Annotated in this window: 18 protein-coding genes and 2 pseudogenes; 19 read left to right on the top strand and 1 reads right to left on the bottom strand. The window is 31.9% G+C overall.

Annotated features, from left to right (window positions below; translation table 11 throughout):
• Window positions 1–50: 50 nt before the first annotated feature.
• The 12 genes and pseudogenes from B5S50_RS01330 to B5S50_RS01275 all read left to right on the top strand — a co-directional run bounded on the left by B5S50_RS01330 (window position 51) and on the right by B5S50_RS01275 (window position 12,731).
• Window positions 51–1,130, top strand: coding sequence for an iron ABC transporter permease (locus B5S50_RS01330; RefSeq protein ID WP_217302879.1), 1,080 nt, complete (start codon window positions 51–53; stop codon window positions 1,128–1,130).
• Complete coding sequence (locus tag B5S50_RS01325) at window positions 1,127–1,930, top strand: ABC transporter ATP-binding protein (protein WP_065076663.1); 804 nt, start codon at window positions 1,127–1,129, stop codon at window positions 1,928–1,930. Before B5S50_RS01330 ends, B5S50_RS01325 begins: the two co-directional genes overlap by 4 nt.
• Before the next feature lie 47 nt (window positions 1,931–1,977).
• Window positions 1,978–3,048, top strand: a complete 1,071-nt coding sequence (locus tag B5S50_RS01320; RefSeq protein ID WP_065076664.1) for an ABC transporter substrate-binding protein — start codon at window positions 1,978–1,980, stop codon at window positions 3,046–3,048.
• 568 nt (window positions 3,049–3,616) lie between these two features.
• Complete coding sequence (locus tag B5S50_RS01315; RefSeq protein ID WP_217302878.1) at window positions 3,617–4,156, top strand: ECF transporter S component; 540 nt, start codon at window positions 3,617–3,619, stop codon at window positions 4,154–4,156.
• The gene (locus B5S50_RS01310) at window positions 4,146–4,733 is read left to right on the top strand and encodes a class I SAM-dependent methyltransferase (protein WP_217302877.1); all 588 of its coding nucleotides are present in this window, start codon (window positions 4,146–4,148) and stop codon (window positions 4,731–4,733) included. Before B5S50_RS01315 ends, B5S50_RS01310 begins: the two co-directional genes overlap by 11 nt.
• A gap of 394 nt (window positions 4,734–5,127) precedes the next feature.
• A pseudogene (locus B5S50_RS01305) lies at window positions 5,128–6,507 on the top strand (sigma-54 interaction domain-containing protein).
• A gap of 296 nt (window positions 6,508–6,803) precedes the next feature.
• Window positions 6,804–8,354 (top strand): ABC transporter substrate-binding protein, encoded by a 1,551-nt coding sequence (locus B5S50_RS01300; RefSeq protein WP_368041499.1) that lies wholly within the window; start codon window positions 6,804–6,806, stop codon window positions 8,352–8,354.
• Window positions 8,351–9,313, top strand: coding sequence for an ABC transporter permease (locus tag B5S50_RS01295; protein WP_217302875.1), 963 nt, complete (start codon window positions 8,351–8,353; stop codon window positions 9,311–9,313). The genes B5S50_RS01300 and B5S50_RS01295 overlap by 4 nt, the downstream gene beginning before the upstream one ends.
• A 3-nt stretch (window positions 9,314–9,316) precedes the next feature.
• Complete coding sequence (locus B5S50_RS01290; RefSeq protein ID WP_217302874.1) at window positions 9,317–10,120, top strand: ABC transporter permease; 804 nt, start codon at window positions 9,317–9,319, stop codon at window positions 10,118–10,120.
• A gap of 85 nt (window positions 10,121–10,205) precedes the next feature.
• A complete protein-coding gene (locus tag B5S50_RS01285) occupies window positions 10,206–11,009 on the top strand; it encodes an ABC transporter ATP-binding protein (protein ID WP_065076669.1) in 804 nt (267 codons plus the stop codon).
• On the top strand, window positions 11,003–11,806 hold the full coding sequence (locus B5S50_RS01280; RefSeq protein ID WP_065076670.1) for an ABC transporter ATP-binding protein: 804 nt from the start codon (window positions 11,003–11,005) through the stop codon (window positions 11,804–11,806). The genes B5S50_RS01285 and B5S50_RS01280 overlap by 7 nt, the downstream gene beginning before the upstream one ends.
• A gap of 187 nt (window positions 11,807–11,993) precedes the next feature.
• Window positions 11,994–12,731 carry a class I SAM-dependent methyltransferase gene (locus B5S50_RS01275; RefSeq protein ID WP_065079304.1) on the top strand — a complete coding sequence of 246 codons (738 nt, stop codon included), beginning with the start codon at window positions 11,994–11,996 and terminating at the stop codon, window positions 12,729–12,731.
• A gap of 290 nt (window positions 12,732–13,021) precedes the next feature.
• Here the strand turns inward: B5S50_RS01275 and B5S50_RS01270 are convergent.
• Window positions 13,022–14,366, bottom strand: a pseudogene (locus B5S50_RS01270) (transposase).
• A gap of 177 nt (window positions 14,367–14,543) precedes the next feature.
• Between B5S50_RS01270 and B5S50_RS01265 the strand changes: the two are divergent.
• From B5S50_RS01265 to B5S50_RS01235, 7 genes are all read left to right on the top strand, one after another.
• Window positions 14,544–14,867 (top strand): hypothetical protein, encoded by a 324-nt coding sequence (locus B5S50_RS01265; protein ID WP_065079303.1) that lies wholly within the window; start codon window positions 14,544–14,546, stop codon window positions 14,865–14,867.
• Between the two features lie 107 nt (window positions 14,868–14,974).
• Complete coding sequence (nikB, locus tag B5S50_RS01260; RefSeq protein ID WP_065079302.1) at window positions 14,975–15,913, top strand: nickel ABC transporter permease; 939 nt, start codon at window positions 14,975–14,977, stop codon at window positions 15,911–15,913.
• Window position 15,914: 1 nt separating this feature from the next.
• On the top strand, window positions 15,915–16,739 hold the full coding sequence (gene nikC, locus B5S50_RS01255; RefSeq protein WP_065079301.1) for a nickel transporter permease: 825 nt from the start codon (window positions 15,915–15,917) through the stop codon (window positions 16,737–16,739).
• A gap of 22 nt (window positions 16,740–16,761) precedes the next feature.
• A complete protein-coding gene (locus B5S50_RS01250; RefSeq protein WP_065079300.1) occupies window positions 16,762–18,318 on the top strand; it encodes an ABC transporter substrate-binding protein in 1,557 nt (518 codons plus the stop codon).
• Complete coding sequence (locus B5S50_RS01245) at window positions 18,315–19,163, top strand: ABC transporter ATP-binding protein (protein WP_065079299.1); 849 nt, start codon at window positions 18,315–18,317, stop codon at window positions 19,161–19,163. The genes B5S50_RS01250 and B5S50_RS01245 overlap by 4 nt, the downstream gene beginning before the upstream one ends.
• Complete coding sequence (locus tag B5S50_RS01240) at window positions 19,108–20,070, top strand: ABC transporter ATP-binding protein (protein ID WP_065079298.1); 963 nt, start codon at window positions 19,108–19,110, stop codon at window positions 20,068–20,070. Before B5S50_RS01245 ends, B5S50_RS01240 begins: the two co-directional genes overlap by 56 nt.
• Before the next feature lie 23 nt (window positions 20,071–20,093).
• Window positions 20,094–21,083 carry a M14 family metallopeptidase gene (locus B5S50_RS01235; RefSeq protein ID WP_065079297.1) on the top strand — a complete coding sequence of 330 codons (990 nt, stop codon included), beginning with the start codon at window positions 20,094–20,096 and terminating at the stop codon, window positions 21,081–21,083.
• Window positions 21,084–21,090: the final 7 nt, after the last annotated feature.

Here is a 21,090-nt window from a genome sequence, read left to right as displayed (position 1 = left end):
TTATATGGTATATATGCATCGTAAAAATAAATGAGTTTTGAGGAGATACTATGATTAAATCTACTGTTAGCAAAAGTGCAAATTCCTATGAAAAAACTTTAATGAAAAAGAGAGCTGTACTTTTTATACTTTCTATAATACTTGTTATATTGTTAATGTTAACTACAGTAATGGGTACAGCTTCTATAAGTCCAGTAAAGGTATGTAAAATAATAATATTGTCACTATTTAATAAAACTTCAGAAGGAGTAAATAATATTGTAATTATGAATGTGAGATTGCCAAGAGTGATCTGTGCAGCAATTGTAGGTGCATCACTTGCAGGATGTGGCGCTGTTATGCAGGGTGTACTCAAAAATCCGCTTGTAAGTGAATATACTCTTGGGTTGTCATCAGGGGCTGCTTTTGGTGCTGGTATTGCCATAGTTATAGGGGATAAACTATTTAAAACAAGTTTTATGCTAGTTGATAAATATGCAGAGGTTGGATGTGCTTTTATTTTTGGTATGCTTACTATGATTGTGGTGTATTTTATTGCAAGAATAAAAAGGACAAGCTCAAGCACTCTTATTTTAGCAGGAGTTGCTTTAAGTTATCTTTTTTCAGCACTTTTAGCTCTTTTACAATATGCATCTAATGATGAACAGTTAAGAGATATCATATTTTGGCTCATGGGTGGGTTCTGGCTCTCAAATTGGAAAGCAGTTTTTATATTATTACCTATTACTTTAATTTGCCTTATATTTACGATGAGATATGCATGGGATTTAAATGTATTGGGGTCAGGAGAAGAAATTGCAACGAGCCTTGGTATCAATGTGGAAAGAGTACAGTTTATTTGCCTTTTAATATCTGCATTTGCAGCATCCAGCTGTGTTGCATTTACAGGAATTATAGGTTTTATAGGACTTGTTGCACCACATATAAGCAGAATGATAATAGGAAGTGACCACCGCTTTTTAATTCCATGTTCTGCTTTAATGGGGAGCATTATTTTACTTGCAGCTGATACTTTATCCCGAACCGTAATAAGTCCTACGGAGCTTCCTATAAGTATTATAACTTCATTTATTGGTGTCCCATTCTTTATTTATCTACTTTTAAAAGGAAGGAGATGTTATTGGAAATGAAGATTGGTGCTGTAAATGTAACTTTCAGCTATGGTACTAAGGAAGTACTTAAAGGAATAAGTTTTGAGGCACATGAGAGTGAAGTTTTAAGTATAATTGGACCAAATGGTTCAGGCAAAAGTACATTAATAAAATGTATAGATGGTATATTAAAAAACAATAGTGGTGATATATATTTAGATGGAGAAAATATAAAAAATATACCTCTTAAAGAGCGTGCAAAGTTTATTGCATATGTTCCACAGTCTTCATGTGAAGCTTTTCCGCAAAAAGTATTTGAAACAGTACTTATGGGAAGAAAACCTCATTTAGGATGGTCTGTGGAAAGAAAAGATCTAAAAGTAGTTGAGAATATACTTGAATATATGAAGCTTTCTGAAATATCAAATTGCTATCTTGATGAATTGAGTGGAGGTCAAAAGCAGAAGGTACTTATTGCAAGGGCTCTTGCACAGGAACCTTCAATACTTCTTCTCGACGAACCTACAAGCAGTCTTGATATAAAGCATCAGTTTGAGGTCTTAAATATAATAAAGAACATAAGCAGGCACCGTAAAACTTCAGTAATAATGGTAATACATGATTTAAATATGGCTTCTAGATTTTCAGATGAACTGCTTCTTTTAAAGGATGGAAAAATATTTTCATCGGGTAAAGCTGATACAGTTCTTACAAAAGATAATATAAAAAGCGTATATGAGATTGAAGTTTCTGCAGTTAATATAAAAAATTATACATGTTTTATACCTACTAAAATGGTTGATGAAAAAATACAACTTGGAAATGAGATCATAATATAACATTATAAATAAATTAATTGTAATTTTACCAGGGAGGAAAAAATAAAATGAAAAAATTTAGTACATTATTTTTAACATTAATACTTACATTAGTGTTTGCACTGAGCGGATGTGGACAAGCATCTTCAAATTCAGGGACTGGTTCAAGTTCCAGTTCATCTCAAAAACCTAAAACAATAACTGTAAAAGATTCAAAAGGTAAATCAGTGATAGTACCTTTTGAACCAAAAAGAGTAGTTGTAATGAATAATGCTGTAGCAGAGATAATTTATGTATTAGGTGGAAAAAATAAGATCGTTGGGGTATCAAATGATTTGAAGTTCCCAGAAGATTTAGCTAAAAAACCTAAGGTAGGTAAGGCTTTCACCCCAGATATAGAAAAAGTTATGGAGATGAAGCCGGATCTTGTATTTGGATATGGACAGTATGTAAAAAAGGAACAGATAGATAAGTTAAAGGCTGCTGGTATAACATTTATATCAATAGATGGTTTTAAAATTAAATCTCTTGATGCCGATATAGAAACAATAGGTAAAATATTAAATAAACAGGATAAAGCTAAACAATATGTAAGTTTTATAGATAAATATCTTAATTTGGTAAAAGGTAGAACATCTAAATTGAAACCTGAAGAAAAAGTATCAGCATATTGGGAAGGATATTCTGACTATACTTCTGTTTCAAAAGGGGCAAGTGGAGATGAAATGCTAAGTATTGCTGGTATAAATAATATTGCTAAAGATCAGTCTATTGCTTATCCTAAAGTAAGTAATGAGTGGATACTGGAAAAAAGCCCTCAATATATAATAAAAGTGCCTAGTACTAAAATACCATTTGGTTATAAAATTAATGATTTAAAAGCTATGGATCAATTTTATAATAAATTTATAAGTAGAACCGGATGGGAAAAAATTGATGCAGTTAAAAATAAAAAGGTGTATATGATGTCAGATGAAATTGGCACATCAGCTCGAAGTGTTGTAGGAATATGTTATCTTGCAAAATTGTGCTATCCAAATTTATTTAAAGATTTAAATCCTGAAAATGTACATAAAAAAATGTTAAAACAGTTTTATAATATAGATTATAATGGAAATTGGGTATATCCTAAACAATAGAAGAATGAAAAGATATATAAAAATACTTCAGCACAGTGGATTAGATGTGCTGAAGTATTTTTAATTAGAAATAACATTTAAGGGTTTAAGTGTTTAAGGGTTATTAAAATGTTTTTTCAAACATATATTCACTATTTTAATATAAGCATTTTTTATGCCAATTAAGTATGCTTGAAATGTCAACATATTATTTTGATTTATTATCATAATGATAAAAAATATGGTATCATTATGATAATAAACTGATATTTTATCACAATGATACCAACGTATTTGACCTGTTATCAAAATGTGATATCTTTAAATAAACTCAATATTTGCATAAATTTTTTACTATTATTTTTACAAAAGTAGGCCATGTAGTTTTATCGAAAAGTCCTGCAATTTCAATAAAAAAGCTAGCAAATTTCTTTTGAAATTGAGTTATATTCTGAAATATAGATATTACAAAATTTTACTACAAATATGGTTTTATATGGTAATTTAACAATTAAGTGAACTTATTTCAAAAGTTGGCATAAAAATTGCTTTGTTTAATAATATTATAACTATTAATGGGGGTTTTAAAATGACAAAGAATAAAGATGTAGTACAATTAGTAAGAGCTGCGGTACTTGTAGCAATAGCGTTGATATTACCATATTTTTTTCATGGTATAAATAATGCAGGAAGTATTTTTCTTCCAATGCACATTCCGGTCTTAATTGCAGGCTTTTTACTTGAACCTAAATATTCAGTTATGGTAGGAATAGTATCTCCAGTGTTGAGTTCACTGTTTACAGGCATGCCCCCAATACCGTACTTATATGTGATGATAGTGGAGCTAGCTGCATATGCATTTTTAATATCTGTTTTATATAATAAATTTAAATTTAAAATATATACATCCTTAATTTTAGGGATGATAGGCGGTAGAATAGTAAGCATGATAGGAACTTTTTTAATACTTCATATTATTATGACCAGGCCCTTCAATTTTATATCTGTAGTTTCAGGACTATTTATTACAGGAATTCCGGGAATAATAATACAGCTTATATTTATACCAATTATAGTTAATATACTTGAAAAAAATGTTGGTAAGGTGGGAATGAAAAATGCAAGATAAAGAATTTTTTAATGAAGTAGCTGAAAAATGGGATACGATGTGCTGTCATCCAAGGGAAAAGGTGGATCATGTAATTGAAAGCATAGGTCTTACTAAAGGAGAAAAAGTATTGGATATAGGAAGCGGAACAGGAATAGTAATACCTTATCTGGAGAAAAAAGTAGGAAAAAGTGGCAGCATAACTGCACTTGATATTGCAGGAAATATGATACAAGTTTCTAAAAGAAAGAATAAGTACCCCAATTTAAATTTCCAGGTAGCTGATTTTTTGGAATATGAAAGCAGCAAAGGTTATGATTGTATAGTGGCTTATTCCTGCTATCCTCACTTTAAAAATAAAGAAAAGTTTTTTGAAAAAGCTAATAGATTGCTAAAAACAGGAGGAAAGCTTGTCATAGCTCATATAGAAAGTAAAGACGTAATAAACTTACGCCATAGTAAAATAGAAGACAAGTTAGATTCCAATGCACTTGTAGATATAGGCAAATTATCTGAGTTTGCAGAGAAAAGAGGATTTATTTCTAGTTATACACAAGATGATAATGAATTTTACATATATGTGGGTAAGAAGTTTTAATTTTTGCGATAAATAGTTAATAAAAATACTTCAGTACAGTGGATTAGATGTACTGAAGTATTTTTGAAGTATTTCTAATTAGAAATAGTGTTTAAGGGTTTTAGTTTTAGGGCTATTAAAATGTTTTTTCAAACATATATTCATTATTTTATTAAAGCATTTTTTATGCCAATTAATTATTACTGATATATCAACAAGTTATTTTAAATTAGTATCATTATGATAAAATATCAGTATCATTATAATAATAACAAGATTTTTATATCACAATAATACTAGTTCCTTTAACTTATTCTCAAAATTTTATATATTAAAATAGATTTAATGTTTATATAAATATTGGAAAGGGGTTTATAAATTGGAAGATACAGACTTTTTAGAAGATGCAGATAACATGTGTAGAATTGACATGGACAGTATACTAGAATACGATATATCATCTTTTGTGCTTCAGGCTATATTTGACTGCTGTTATGATGGTCTAATAATTACAGATGAAAATCTTTTAATAAAAAAAGTAAATATAACAACCGTTAAGATATTGGGAGTTAAAGAAGAAATATTATATACAACTTATTTAAATGATATATTAAAGGATGATTTATTGAAAACTGTAGTACTTACTGGTGAAAGTAAACAAGCCCAGGATTGCAGCTTTTATATAAATAGTAATAAGATAAGATGTGTTATAAATTTGGTCCCTGTAAAATTGAGAGGAAGAATTATAGGATTAGTACTTGCACTTAGAGATACTAAAGATCTACATAAAATGGTAAACAATGTAGTTGGATATAAAGCTTCTTTTACTTTTGATGATGTTATTACTAAAAATGAAAGAGAACAAACTGTTATAAAACTGGCTAAAAAAGCGGCAAAAACAAACTGCAATATACTTATAGAAGGTGAAAGCGGTACGGGAAAAGAAGTATTTGCTCAATCTATTCATAATTACAGTAATAGAAGCAGAGGACCTTTTGTAGCTGTAAACTGTGCTGCAATACCTAGAGAATTAGTGGAAAGTGAACTATTTGGATATGAAAAGGGTGCCTTTACAGGTGCATCAAAAGGAGGAAATCCGGGGAAATTTGAATTAGCAGATGGAGGTACAATATTTTTAGATGAAATAGGAGAACTTCCCCTGGATATTCAGTCCAAGCTTTTGAGAGTACTGGACAATCTTAAAATAGTTAGAGTAGGTGGTAATTATGAAAAGTCTATTGATGTAAGGGTGATTGCAGCAACGAATAGAATGCTTAAAGATGAGGTGAAAAACAAAAATTTTAGAGGGGATCTTTATTACAGGCTTAATGTTATGAATATTCATCTTATTCCTTTAAGAGATAGAAAGGAAGATATAGAACTTTTAGCACAGTATTTTGTAAGCCAACTTAATGCTAAAAATCCGTGTGATCCCAAGTATATAAATCTATCCTACATAGAAAAGTTGAAGATGTATAATTTTGATGGAAATACAAGAGAACTTAGAAATGTTGTGGAAAGGTCGTATTACCTCTGCGAGGAAACTATGATAACTTCAAAGTATCTTATGGGCAAGAGCTTGAAGGTTGAAGCACCAATAAATAATGATTCTCCAAAGCAAATATTGCCTTTAGAAGTAGTAGAAGAGAAGTGTATATGAAATGCACTTCAATATTGCAAGGGAAATGCTATGAAGGCGTCTAAATTATTACAAATAGGCAAGGCTACTATATATAGAAAAATAAGCAAATATGGTATAGATTTGAATTTGTACAGCAGTAAATCTGAAAATTAAACATAACTTGAGTATACTTTATCACAATGAAACTATAATATCATTATGAAACGAAATAATATCATAATGATATTATAGTTTATTTTTTGGGGGGATATTTCTTGGCATAAGTATAGATTTTACCTAGAAAACTGTATTATTTGATAATATTTTCACTAATATCAGAAATATTACTGTATAGTGTTAATTTGGCATAAATATTGCTAGTTAATTTAATGTGACAAATTAACCAATATTACTATAATTTAGGGGTGATAAGGTTGAAAAAATACTTAGGAATAGTAGTTTGTTTTATAATGCTTATAACTACAGTCTTTACAGGCTGTGGAAATTCAACAGCTACTTCAAATCAATCTAACGAAGAAAAAGGTAAGACACTTGTTTATGGAGCTGAATTTGAAGATGAAAAAATAAATTCAGTATTAACAGCATCACATGCTTTTGCTACAGATTTAGTTTTTAGGGGACTTATGAAATTTGATGAAAATAATGTCCCAAAACCTGAAATTGCTAAATCCTATACGATATCTCAGGATAAGCTAACTTATGATTTTATACTTAAAAAAGGGCTTAAATTTCAAGATGGAACAGAAATTAAGGCAGATGATGTGGTATTTACTATAAAAACCATATTAAATGACAAAGTAAATTCAGAATTGAAGCCTGAATTTGAAGATGTAAAAGACATTCAGAAAGTTAATGATTATGAAGTTAAGATAACTCTTTCAAAAGTTTTTCCAGCATTTTTGGATAAAATGACAGTAGGATTGGTTCCAAAACATTGCTTAGAAGGAAAAGATGTAAATACTGCAAATTTTAATGTACAACCTATAGGAGCAGGTCCTTTTAAAGTCGAGAAATGGAACAAAGGAAGCAACTTAATTTTAACAAAATCTAAATATTATTATGGAAAAACTGGAAATATAGATAAGATAATATTTAAGTTTTTACCTGATGCTAATGTAAGAGCCATGCAGCTTCAAACAGGAGAAGTTAATATAGCTCCAGTTGCACCTGCTGAAGTTGCGAAACTTGAGAAAAACAGTAAAGTAACAATTTGTAAAGCACCTACAGCAGATTATAGAGGAATAATGTTTAATTTTAGGACAAAACCTATGTTTAAAGATGTAAATGTTAGAAAGGCACTTAATTATGCTACAGATAAACAAAGCATAGTAAAAGGGATACTCCTAGGATATGGTGAAGCAGCTTATTCACCAATTCAATTAAATAAATACAACAATCCTAATGTAGAAAAGTATGAGTATAATTTGGATAAAGCAAATCAACTTTTAGAGCAGTCAGGATGGAAAAAAGGAGCAGATGGAATAAGAGAAAAAGATGGTCAGAAGCTTCAGTTTACTTTATTTGCCAGAAATAATGATGAAGTTAGAGTTAAAGTTGCAGAGTATGTAGCCTCACAAGCTAAAAAAGCTGGATTTGATATAAAGGTTGATGCAAGAGATCCTAAGGCTGAAGCAATAAAAGATACAGAAGCTTTTGTAGTAGGATGGGGAAGTCCTTATGATGCAGATGATCATACGTATAAAATATTTAGATCAGATCAATTTGAAAAGGGAAGCGGATTTAATTTTGGAGACTATTCAAATCCTCAAGTAGATGATTTACTTGAAAAGGCAAGAAGTACTTCTGATGATAATCAAAGAAAAGAATATTATGATGAGTTTCAAAAGGTAGTAGCAGAAGATCCAGCATTTAGTATGGATGCATATTTAACTGCACTTTATGGTATTGACAAAAATATATCTGGATATACACCTAAAAGAGTTTTAGGACATCATGGTGAAGGATTCTTATGGAATGTTGAGGAGTGGAATATGAAATGATATCTAGGTTTGTAGTTAGAAGGATAATTCAGGGCTTTCTGGTCATATTCTGCCTTAGTATAATAAGCTTTGCTATTATAAATATTGCACCGGGAGACCCGGCAGAAGCTTTGTATGGTGATTTGGCTGACAGGTTGACTACAGAAGAGAGAAATAGGATAAATGAAAACTATGGAGCAGATAAACCTGTAACTGAAAGATATATTAAATGGGTTAAGGGGGTAGCCAAGGGAAACCTTGGTGTATCCTATGTTGAAGGAAGAGAAGTAACTGCAATATTAAAAGAGAAAATACCAAATACACTTAAATTAGTTTCATGGACCATAAGCCTTATACTTGTATGTTCCCTTTTACTAGGGTTAAAGGCGGGATTTAATGAAAATTCTTTTTGGGACAAATTTGTAAGTGGTATGAGTGTGTTTTTTTACTCCATACCTTCCTTCTGGCTTGCTCTTGTATTTATAATTTTCTTTTCTGTATGTTTGGGGTGGCTGCCCTCTGCAGGAAATAAAAATTTAAGTGGTAGTGGAGGAGTATTTTCTAATTTAAAGTATTATATTATGCCTGTATCAGTACTTGTAATTGCCCATGCAGGAGCTTATGCCAGATTTATACAAGAAAAAGTTAAAGAAGAAGTAAACAGCCATTATGTAATAGCAGCAAAAGCAAATGGAATGGATGACAGAAAAATAATGAAGGGTATCGTAAAAAATGCATTGGTACCATTTATGAATTATTTGGGCATAACTATGCCAAGTTTTTTTGGCGGATCTGTTGTAATAGAAACTGTATTTTCTTGGCCGGGACTTGGAATGTTGAATGTTAAAGCAGCTAATTCAAAGGATTACCCACTTCTCATGGGTGATATATTTATGACAGGTATACTTGTAGTTATATCCATAATGATTACAGATATACTGCAGCTAGTTGTAAATCCCTCCCTCAGGAAGCAGGTGTAATACATGAAGAAAAATAAAAGGTATCTAATATGGGTTATCCTTCTTTGCATTATAGTATTAGCCTCCGTATTTGCTCCATTTATATCAAAGTACAATCCTGTGGAAGTGAAACTTGGCAATGTACTGCAAAGACCGGGAACTGGCCACATAATGGGAACGGATGCCATGGGAAGAGATGTGTTCTCAAGGGTACTTTATGGCGGAAGAGTATCTCTCAGTGTAGGCTTTATATCAGTAATTATATCCACTATTATAGGAATTATATATGGAGGAATAAGTGGATATTCAGGTGGTAAAATTGATAATTTTATGATGAGAATTTTAGATATATTTTTAGCTGTACCAACTCTTATCATCATGCTGGCATTACAGACAATAATAAGGGGAGGAATTGTGAGTATTATACTTGTAATTGGATGTACTGCATGGATTCCTACTGCTAGAATAGTAAGATCACAATTTATAGAGCTTAGAGATAAAAACTTTGTAAAGTCTGCTATAGTAATGTCTACACCACTTTGGAAAATAATAATAAAGCATATGCTTTTAAATAGTATGCCTGCAATTATAGTAATAGCCACTTTAACTTGTGCACAGTCCATATTTATGGAAGTTTCGATGAGCTTCCTTGGAATAGGAGTGCCTCCAGGAACTCCATCCTGGGGAAATATGTTAAACAATGCTCAAAATGACATAATGACAGGAGCGTGGTGGGTAGCTGTATTCCCGGGTATTACTATAGTAACTTCAATGCTTTGCATTAATTTTATCGGTGAACATTTAAAAAAGAAAGTTACTTATGTGTAGAGAAAAATATAGGGACATAGAACAGTGAAATGTGAAATAGTCTAACTTCATCAGCTAATTAGCTAATGAATTCTGGGGGTATCAAATGGATAATATTTTAGAAGTTAAAAACTTGAAAGTTGCATTTAAAACTAAAAATAGTATAAAAGAAGTTGTAAAAGGAATTGACTTTCAAGTAAAAAGGGGTAAAGTTACTTGTATTGTAGGTGAAAGTGGAAGCGGAAAAACCATGACAGTAATGTCAATTATAAATGTATTACCTAAAAATGCCTTTATAGAAGATGGCAGCATAATATTTAACAATGGGAATATATCCAAATTAAATAATAGTGAAATGAAAAAAATAAGGGGAAAAAAGATTTTTTCAATATTTCAAAATCCAATAAATTGTTTTAACCAATCCATAACTATGGGAAATCAACTATATGATTTAATATCTAGCAATATGGATATTACAAAAGGAGAATTCAATGACAAGATTTGTACTATAATTGAAAGCTTAAATTTAAAAAATCCAAAGGTTATATTAAATCAGTATCCTTTTCAGTTAAGTGGGGGTATGCTGCAAAGAATGATGATAGCTGCAGCTATTTTTATGGAACCGGATATTATAATAGCAGATGAGCCTACAACAGCTCTTGATGTTACTACTCAAAAGGAAATATTGAAACAGTTCAAATTAATTCAGAAAAAATTCAATACTACTATACTCATTATTACACATGATTTCGGAGTTGTAGCAGAAATTGCAGATTATGTATTTGTAATGCAAAAAGGTGATTTGGTTGAAAAAGGAAATGTGTTTGAAATATTTAATAATCCTAAACATAAATATACAATATCCCTTATAAAGGCTACCTTTGATAGAAAGGAATTAGAAGTATGTTAATAGAGGCAAGAAATCTATCTAAGATATATAAAACCAAATTATTCCTTGTAAAAAGTAAAAATGAAACCATAAAGGCCGTAAATGATGTTTCCTTTTCAGTAGATTCAAATCAAATTGTAGGACTTGTGGGAGAAAGTGGATGCGGCAAGAGTACACTTTCCAGACTTCTTATAAGACTTGAAAAGCCTACAGAGGGTGTTATTAAGTTCAATGAAGAGGATATATGGAAGTACAATAGGCACAGCTTAAAGGAGTTTAGAAGAAAAAGCCAGATAATATTCCAAGATACTCTTACTTCCTTAAATCCCAACATGAAAATTTTAGATTCCCTTATGGAACCTTTAGATAATCATTTTAATATATCACGCAGGGAAAAGTTAATTAAAATAGATGATATAATTTCTTTTGTAAATTTAGAGGAGGAATTGTTATATAAATATCCAGGAGCTTTAAGTGGAGGGGAGAGACAGAGAATTAATATATGTAGGGCACTTCTTTTAAATCCTCAGTTTCTAATATGTGATGAGATAATATCCAGCTTAGATGTGTGCACTCAAGCTTGTATACTCAATTTAATAAAAAAGTTGAATGATTTAGAAGGTACTGGAATACTTTTTATTTCCCATGATATAAGTGCAGTAAAATATATATGCAGCAAAATTCTTGTCATGTACAGGGGAAGTATAGTTGAAGTGATAGACAATACAAATGAAAATTATAAAATAAAACATCCTTATACCAAAAGCTTATTGAATTCAGTTCCTATAGACAATCCAAACAAGAGAAATATAATTTAGGTTACAAGTAAGTACTAAAATAGTTTCATAATGATAAAAAATCTCAAAGTGATACAAAAAGGGTATCGCTTTGAGATTTTTTTAGCTTAAATCACGAAAAATAGGGCTAATATGTTTGGTATAAAATTTGCTATATAACTAAATATATACATAAAAATGAAAATTTTCTACACAAGGAGGGAACTTAATGGGAGAAATTGAAAGCTATTGGAACAATCGGGCAAATACATATAGTGAAATGATAAGTGAGGATATAAACAGTTTTAAAAGAGAAGCCTGGAGTAAAATAATTAAAAATAAGGCGGGAGATAATGTAAAAGCATTAGACATAGGTACAGGACCGGGTTTTTTTGCAATAATCATGTCACAAATGGGATATGATGTAACTGCTGTGGATTGTTCTGAAAGTATGCTTGAGGAAGCTAAATCCAATGCACAGTTGGCCGGAGTAAAGGTTAAATTTATGAAAGGCGATGTGGAAAATTTAGACTTACCTATAGAAAGTTTTGATTTAATAGTGAATAGAAATGTTACATGGACTTTAAAGGAACCTGTAAAGGCTTACAAAAATTGGTTTAGCCTTTTAAAAAAAAGCGGGAAATTACTTATATTTGATGCAAATTGGTATTTAAGGCTGGCAAAACCTGAACTTGAAGAAGAATATACAAAGGATATAAAATTGGCTGTTGATATGGGTTATGATTGTAAAACCAATGAGAAACAGAGATCAAAGTGTAAGGACATTGCAAGGAATCTTCCACTGACGTATGAACTGCGTCCTGAATGGGATAAAAGGGCATTGACTCAATGTGGATTTGAAAAAATAATTATTGAAGAAGATATTTCAAACAAAATATATACAGAAGAAGAAAAAGTAGCTTATAGAACAGCACCCATGTTTAGTATATGTGCTTGTAAGTATTAATCAACAAAATAGGTAATTGCGAAACTCGCTAATAAAAATGAATAAAAGATGTTTAGAAGTTGCAAAAGTATTGTTAGAAGTTTAAAGACAAATTTTTATGATTTGAAATAGCCATATTGATAAAAAAGGGCGCACGAAATAAAGCAAAGTTGGGTTTCTATTTTTTACAAATAAAATTTATGCAATTAATGGTTTTAGGCTTCTAATATATTCATTTTTATGTATTTTATTTGCTACAATAACTGTTATTAGCTGAGTTATACCGGCTAGAAGTAAGTCAGAATGAAGCGTTAGCTCATTTTGTGTCTTACGATCCGCAACGCAATAACTGCCTTTGAAATGGTTGATGTTTTTCTCGACAGCAGTCCTGATTTTATAAGTGTTTTCCCATTGGAGAGTTCCACGAGTAGTTCCAGGATATGCACGAAGATTCTTTTCAGGATAAATGTAAAACATTCTGCCGCAAGAAGATTTTGTACATGGATTTTCACATAGAGTTACACGTTTGCTCTTTTTAGTTTTTTTATTGTATACCCATTTCATTTTGGGACATACGAATTTCATTGATGGAATTCCAGAACGTAAGTGTGTTTTACTGCCTTCTCGTTTCATTGGAAGCGAATGGTCATAAGGACAGCATGGAATACCATTTTCATTTAAAGGGCAGTCGAATTCTTTTGATGCAAGTTTAGTTTTTAATGGAATGAATGCCTTTTCAAATTTCAAATCATGCAAAAGGTATCGATAAATCAGAATGCTGTCAAAAGCAGCATCACCTAAAAAGATTTTTGGATTTATCAAAGGATGTTTTGCAAAGAAATCCATAAGAACAGGTATAAGAGCTTTAGAATCAGCAAGAGATTTATCTTCATCCGGTGAATCAGATTTTTTCTCAATAACAATATCAGGATGTGCTTTTAGAAAATCCTGATTGTAAAATGAAATATCTCTTACAATACCAAGTCCGTTGGTTACAATGCCAAATTTAAAAGCATAGCAAAAATGACCGTTAATGTACATTTGTTGAATGGCCGGATTAGCTGAAGCGTGTGGAGGCATAGAACCATAGGCAGCTTTATAAGGATCATAAGAATCATCTAAAGCATGTACTTTCTTAAAAGTCTTAAGCTGTTTTATGATGCGGTTAGCATACTTAGGGTTGTTTTCAGTAACAAAAGCTTCGATACCAGAAGTATCAAAAATAGTCATAGAAGCAAGTTTGGGGTCAATTTGCTGGCATATTGGTTCAGTAATATCAACGAGATTATCAAATATCAATTGTAAGTCCAGAATAAAATCCTGTTTAAAACGTGTGAATTTAGAAGCATCAGGGACTTTAAGGAAACCGCAGAAATCCCTTAACTCTTGAGAATATTTAAGAAAAATAATCAAAAGGGAATCCGTAGGAATAGAAAAAATGTGCTGCAAAATCAAAGCACGGAGCATGGCGTAAAGACTGTATTTACGGGGCCTTCCAGTAGAAGCATAAAAATGATTTATGAAGGAAGCAGGGATTAAATCATCAAGGTTAATAGTATTTTCAAGTAAAGAAAGAAACTGAGGCTTGTTATTTTCAAATTTTTCTTTGCAATCAGAAAAAATATCTGCCAAAGAAAGCTGTTTATATGGTATCATAAATATATAACTCCTTTCTGAGGTATATGGTGATTTTGTTTCTTTGCAATTCAATTTTACCATAAATCAGTGAGGAGTTATTTTGTTTTGTAACAAAAAATACACCGCATTTATACGGGTTGTAGCGTTTCGCAAACGCCTAAATCAACAAAAGACTGAAAGGAGGTGAATACGTTTATGATTTTTAATGGAGAACATGAATATAAATACCATCATATTGAGAATCACAGTGGTGATAAATGTGAACACAGCCATGATCATGCTGCTGTAGGTGAAGAATTAAAAGATTGCAGTTCAGATTTAGATAAGGAAGAAAAAACTTTAAAGATATTGTTGGATCATTGGGTTGAACACAATAGATCCCATGAAGAGGAATTTAAAAATTGGGCTGAAAAATCAAAAGCAATGGACAAAGTAAAAACAGCTGAGTTAATACAAAAAGCTGTGGAATTTATGGAAAAGTCTAATGAAATGCTCATAGAGGCTAAGAAAAGTATGTAATATTACAATGACCTGCAAATAATTATTTTGTAGGTCATTGCTGTGAAGCATTTTAAATTACTCTATAAGTACTTTTACAATTTTCAGGAAAGGGTGAAAAAAATAATTTGCGAAAATACATAATGAAAAGGTTATTACATTTAGTACCTGTTTTATTTGGAATTACTTTTTTAACATTTGCACTTACATATTTTTCTCCAGGCGATCCAGCACTCTTGATGCTTAGTGCAACAGGTGTAACCCCTTCTCCAGAACTTGTACAAAAAGTTAGAGAAGAATTAGGACTAAATAATCCTTTTTTATTTCAATACTTACATTGGCTAGGTGGTGTATTTACAGGAAACTTTGGTACCTCCTATAAATACAGCAGACCCGTGTTAGATTTAATATTAGTAGCTCTGCCAGCTACTTTTAAGCTTGCAGGTGCATCACTTGTTATGATGATGCTTATAGCACTGCCTTTGGGTATTACGTCAGCATTACATAAAAACAAGGTATTAGATTATATAATTAGAATTATATCTTTTTTTGGAATATCTATGCCAGGATTTTGGGTTGGATTATTACTTATGTATATATTTTCAATTAAATTTAAACTTTTACCGGTTGTGGGTGACACAGGATGGAAAAGTATTATACTACCAGCGGTTACTTTGACAATTGCAATGGCATCAAAATATACAAGGCAGCTTAGGGCGGCTATACTAGAAGAAATATCCCAGGATTATGTAATTGGAGCTAAAGCTAGAGGGATTAAAGATAGAGCAATACTGTTTGGGCACGTTTTAAAGAGTTCATTATTATCAATTGTAACTTTACTAGGGTTATCTCTAGGATCTTTACTTGGAGGAACAGCTATAGTTGAGACTATTTTTTCCTGGCCTGGAGTTGGAAAGTTAGCTGTAGAAGCTATATTTAGCAGAGATTATCCAGTAATACAAGGATATGTTGTATGGATGACAGTTATATATGTACTAATTAATATGGTTGTAGACATTTCATATTATTTTCTAGATCCAAGGATCCGTTTGGAAAAGAGGGCTTAACATGGAAAACTTTACAGTGTTTATAAAAAGAAATAAGTTGTTTATATTTCTATGTATGTTAGCGATAGTTCTAATTTTAATAAGTTTATCTGCGAACTACATAGCTCCTCATGATCCGTTTAAAACAAATATGACCAATGCACTTCAAGGTAGAAGCAGTAAGTTTCCATTAGGTACAGACAACCTTGGAAGATGTCTGCTTTCAAGATTGTTATATGGAGCATCCACTTCTCTAAAAATGACTTTTTGTCTAGTTATAATAATATTTATAGTTGGAACAGCATTGGGAACAATAGCCGCATATTTTGGGGGTATAGTTGACACAATTATAATGAGATTTTCTGATATTTTTCTTGCTTTTCCAGGTATTATTTTTGCTATAGCTATTGCAGGAGTGCTTGGACCTAGTTCGATGAATGTTGTTATAGCTTTAGTTGTAGTGAATTGGGTTAAATATGCAAGAGTAAGTCGAAGCTTAGTAATGTCTGTAAGAAAAAAGGAGTACATTAAAGGAGCTAAAATGGGAGGTGCTAAAGAATATCAAATAATTTTAAAATATATATTACCTAATATAATACCATCGCTTATTGTAATAGCTGCTATGGACATAGGAACTATGATGCTTGAAATATCATCTCTTTCATTTTTAGGTCTTGGGGCCCAACCGCCAACTCCTGAATGGGGATACATGCTTAATGAAGGCAGAAATTACATGCAGACTTCACCGGGACTTATGATATATCCAGGTGCTGCAATATTTATAACTGTAATGATATTTAATCTACTGGGAGACAGTATAAGGGATATATTAGATCCTAATCAATGAATATTAAAAGGAGAGAACACAAATGAAATTTAAATTAAAAAGAAAATTAGCATTAATATTTACATCAGTGTTATTATGTACAAGCTTTTCAGCCTGTACAGGTGGAAACTCTGCTGATAAAGGCAGTAGTGATAACAACAAAAGCATTACATTTGGGACAAATCAGTTTCCAAGTAATTTGGATCCAGCTTCTGAATGGAACGGTTGGTTTGTTTCTATGTTTGGTGCAGGAGAAACCTTAGTAAAGCTTAATAAGAATATGCAAATAGAGCCCTTACTTTCTGATTCCTGGAAAAGAGTAGATGACTTAACCTGGAAATTTCACATTAGAAAAGGAGTTAAATTTGATAATGGCAAACCAGTTACTGCTCAGGCTGTAAAAGCATCCCTTGAAAGAACATTGAAAATGAATCCAAGAACAAGAGAAATATTACTTATTGATTCTATGACTGCAGATGGACAAGATATAACTATAAAAACTAAAAGTTCAAGTGAAGCATTCTTATCGAATATGGCAGATTCTTCAGCAATAATAGTAGATTCCAGTGCTCCAGCAGATACTTTTGCTAAAGCTCCAGTGTGCACAGGACCTTTTAAGGTTAAATCCTATACTCCAAATTCAAATGTAGTAGTAGAAAAAAATAAAGATTATTGGGGAGATAAAGCTAAGGTAGATAAAGCAACTTTTAAGTATATTAAAGATGATAATACTCGTGCAATGGCGCTTCAATCAGGAGAAATCGATGTAGCACAAAACATTCCAAGTAATAATATGTCATTATTCAAAGATAAATCTAAGTACAATATAGATAAAATAACTAGTTTAAGAATAATAATGTCTTATGAAAATTTAAATAATGAGTTCTTAAAAGATCCAGCAGTACGTAAAGCTATTTCCTTAGCAGTTGATAAAGATACTTATGCTAAAACACTTCTTAAAAATAGTGCTGTGCCTGCAATTGGACCTTTTCCAGAATCCTTGCCTTATGGGAATAAGAACCTTACAGGATATAAGCATGATAAAGCAGCAGCAGCTAAGCTTTTAAGCGATGCAGGATATAAAGATACAGATGGTGATGGTATACTGGAGAAAGATGGTAAGAAAGTGGAACTGAATTTAGCCTTTTATACAACTCGTTCAGAGCTTCCTATAATTGCACAAGCAATGCAGGCGAATCTTAAAGAAATTGGCATAGGAACTAAGTTACAATCCTATGAGGTTATTGATCCAGCATTAAAAAGCGGAAATTTTGATTTGGGTTTGTACAGTGTAAATACTGCAACTTCAGGAGATCCACAGTCCTTCTTGGAACTATATTTTAAAACCAATGGAAATGCAAACTATGGGAAATATAGTAATGCAGAGGTAGACTCTCTTATTGATAAGCTTAAAACTGAAAAAGATACTAAAGAAAGAGGCAATATTGCTACAAAAGTACAGCAGAAATTGTTGGAAGATAACTCTAATTTATTTCTTGTTACGCCAATGCTTAATGTAGTTAGTAAAAATACTGTTAGTGGAGTAACAATGTATCCTGTTGATTATTATTTATTAGATAATAAGGTGAGCATAAAATGACGAGCAAAGAGATTTTAAGGATAAATAATTTATCAATAAAATACGGTATGCAAGAACCTGTTGTAAAAAATATAAGCATGTCAATTGCAAGTAAGGAGATAGTAGGAATAGTTGGTGAAAGCGGCAGTGGAAAATCAACACTTATACGTGCCGTACTAGGTATCTTGCCTAAAGGAGCTGCTATTTCTTCAGGAAATATAATTTATAAGGATAAAGATATTCTTAAGTATTCTAAGAAAGAATGGCAAGAAATACGTGGTAATAGAATGGCTATTGTTTTTCAGGATGCAGGAGGATCATTAACTCCTATTAAAAAAGTTGGTAATCAATTCATTGAAAGCATAAGAAGTCATTTTAATATTTCAAAAGCTGATGCATATGACAAAGCAGTTGATATGCTTGGAAAAATGAGACTTCCTGATACAAAGCGTATAATGAATTCTTATCCTTTTGAACTTAGTGGAGGTATGAAGCAAAGAGTAGGTATAGCCATAGCCATGACTATGGAACCAGAAATATTATTGGCAGATGAGCCAACCAGTGCACTTGATGTAACGGTACAAGCACAGGTGGTCAGGCAAATGATGGAACTTAGAGACAATTTCAATACAAGCATAATAATAGTTACACATAATATGGGAGTAGCATCTTATATGTGCGATAAAATAGGAGTAATGCAAAGTGGTGAATTGGTTGAGTGGGGAAATAAGGATGAGGTGATAAACAATCCAAAGTGCCAATATACTGTAAAACTTTTATCAGCAATACCTGAATTGGAGGAATGTAATCTTGCTTCAAGAGAAAGAACCAATATTGACAATAAAGAATGTTGTAAAGCAATTTGATTTGCAGGATGGAAAAAAGTTAACTGCAGTTGATAATGTAAGTTTAAAACTATATTCAGGAGAATGTTTGGGGATAGTTGGAGAAAGCGGCTGTGGTAAAAGTACTTTAGCAAATGTAATTACCAATTTGGAAACTTTGACTTCAGGAGAGATTATTTATAATAAGAGAGATATTTCAAAGTTGAAGGGGGAAGAGCTTAGACAAAATCGAAGAAAACTCCAGATGATATTTCAAGATCCTTCTGAATCCTTCAATCCCCGTATGAGGATTGGACAAATTATAAGTGAGCCACTTTTAAATTTTAAACTTATGAATAAAGTTGATGCTGAATTGAAGACAAAGAAACTCCTTCAAATGGTGGGGATCAGTGATAAATTTATGAACAGATATCCCCATCAGCTAAGTGGAGGACAAAAGCAAAGAGTTGCAATAGCAAGAGCTCTATCTTTGGAACCCGAAATTATAATATGTGATGAAGCTACTTCTGCGTTAGATGTTTCCGTGCAGGAACAGGTGCTTAAGCTTCTTATAAATTTGAAAAAAGAAAAGGGACTATCATATATTTTTATATGTCATGACTTAGCAGTGGTTAGCAATATCAGTGATAGAATTATCGTGATGTATCTTGGACGTATTGTTGAAACAATTGACAGTGATAGACTTACTACTGCTGCAGTCCATCCATATACAAAGGCACTTTTAGCATCAGTGTTTTCTGTTAAAGAAAGAGAAAATACTGAAGTAGAAATAATAAAAGGTGAGCCGCCAAGTGCTTCTGATATACAGCCAGGCTGCAGTTTTAATTCCAGATGTACAAAATGCAAAGATATATGCTTTAAGGAAAAACCTGAATTAAAAGAAATAGAAAAAGGTCATTTAGTGACCTGTCATTTATTCGATGACTAACTATGACAGGGGGACATTGATTAATGCAAATATTAAAAGTAGGAAATATGTGTGCCAAAACTGGAGAAAAAGTATCAGGTTATGTACAAGTAAAGGGAACGGATATAGAACTTGCAGTTACCATTATTTGTGGAGAAAAGGAAGGAAAAACAGTATTCATTTCTGGAGGAGTGCATAATGCAGAATATGTGGGAATTGAGACAGCCATTGAAATAGCTAATGAGATTTTACCATCACAATTAACAGGAAATCTTATTATATTACATTTGATGAATAGGACGGGATTCGAACATCGGACTATGAGTATGGTATATGAGGATGGTAAAAATTTAAATAGAGAGTTTCCTGGAAATGCACAGGGAACAACTGCAGATAGAATCTGTCATACGGTTGTAACAGAATTTCAAAAAAATGCAGATTATTATATTGATCTTCACTGTGGAGATGGGTATGAAGAGCTAACACCCTATGTATATTGTGTAGGAGTGGCTGTTCCAGAAGTCGTTAAAGCAGCAAAAGGTATGGCTGAAGTGATAAATGTTCCTTATTTGGTGCAGTCTCCTTGTGGCAGTGGAGGTTCTTATAATTATGCTGGTTCCTGTGGAATTCCTAGTATTTTGATTGAGAGAGGTTGTATGGGACGGTGGTCGAAAGAAGAAGTGGAATTGGGAAAAAAAGATGTTAGAAATGTGCTGCGATACTTAAAAGTCTTACAGGGGGAGGTTTCTAAAAGAACTTATCATCCTGTTGATGTGGGAAATGTGATCTGCAAAAATGCTGAACACACAGGCTGCTGGTATCCAACGAAAAAAGCAGGTGCTAATTTTAGAAAAGGGGAAATATTAGGTTACATTAAAGATTATTTTGGCAATGTTTTGGAAACCTGCACTGCTGAAATGGACGGAATATTACTTTATCAGGTGGCTAGTTTATGTATCATTAAAGGGGATTCCATGGTGGCCTATGGAGAAAATCCAAATCACAAAGAAGGGGCAAAAGGAACGGATGGTTAAGAAATTA

This window comes from Clostridium sp. 001 (assembly GCF_019056555.1).
Classification (GTDB): domain Bacteria; phylum Bacillota; class Clostridia; order Clostridiales; family Clostridiaceae; genus Clostridium_B; species Clostridium_B ragsdalei.
Note: the sequence above shows the minus strand (reverse complement) of the source record. Positions and strands in the feature narration are given on the sequence as shown.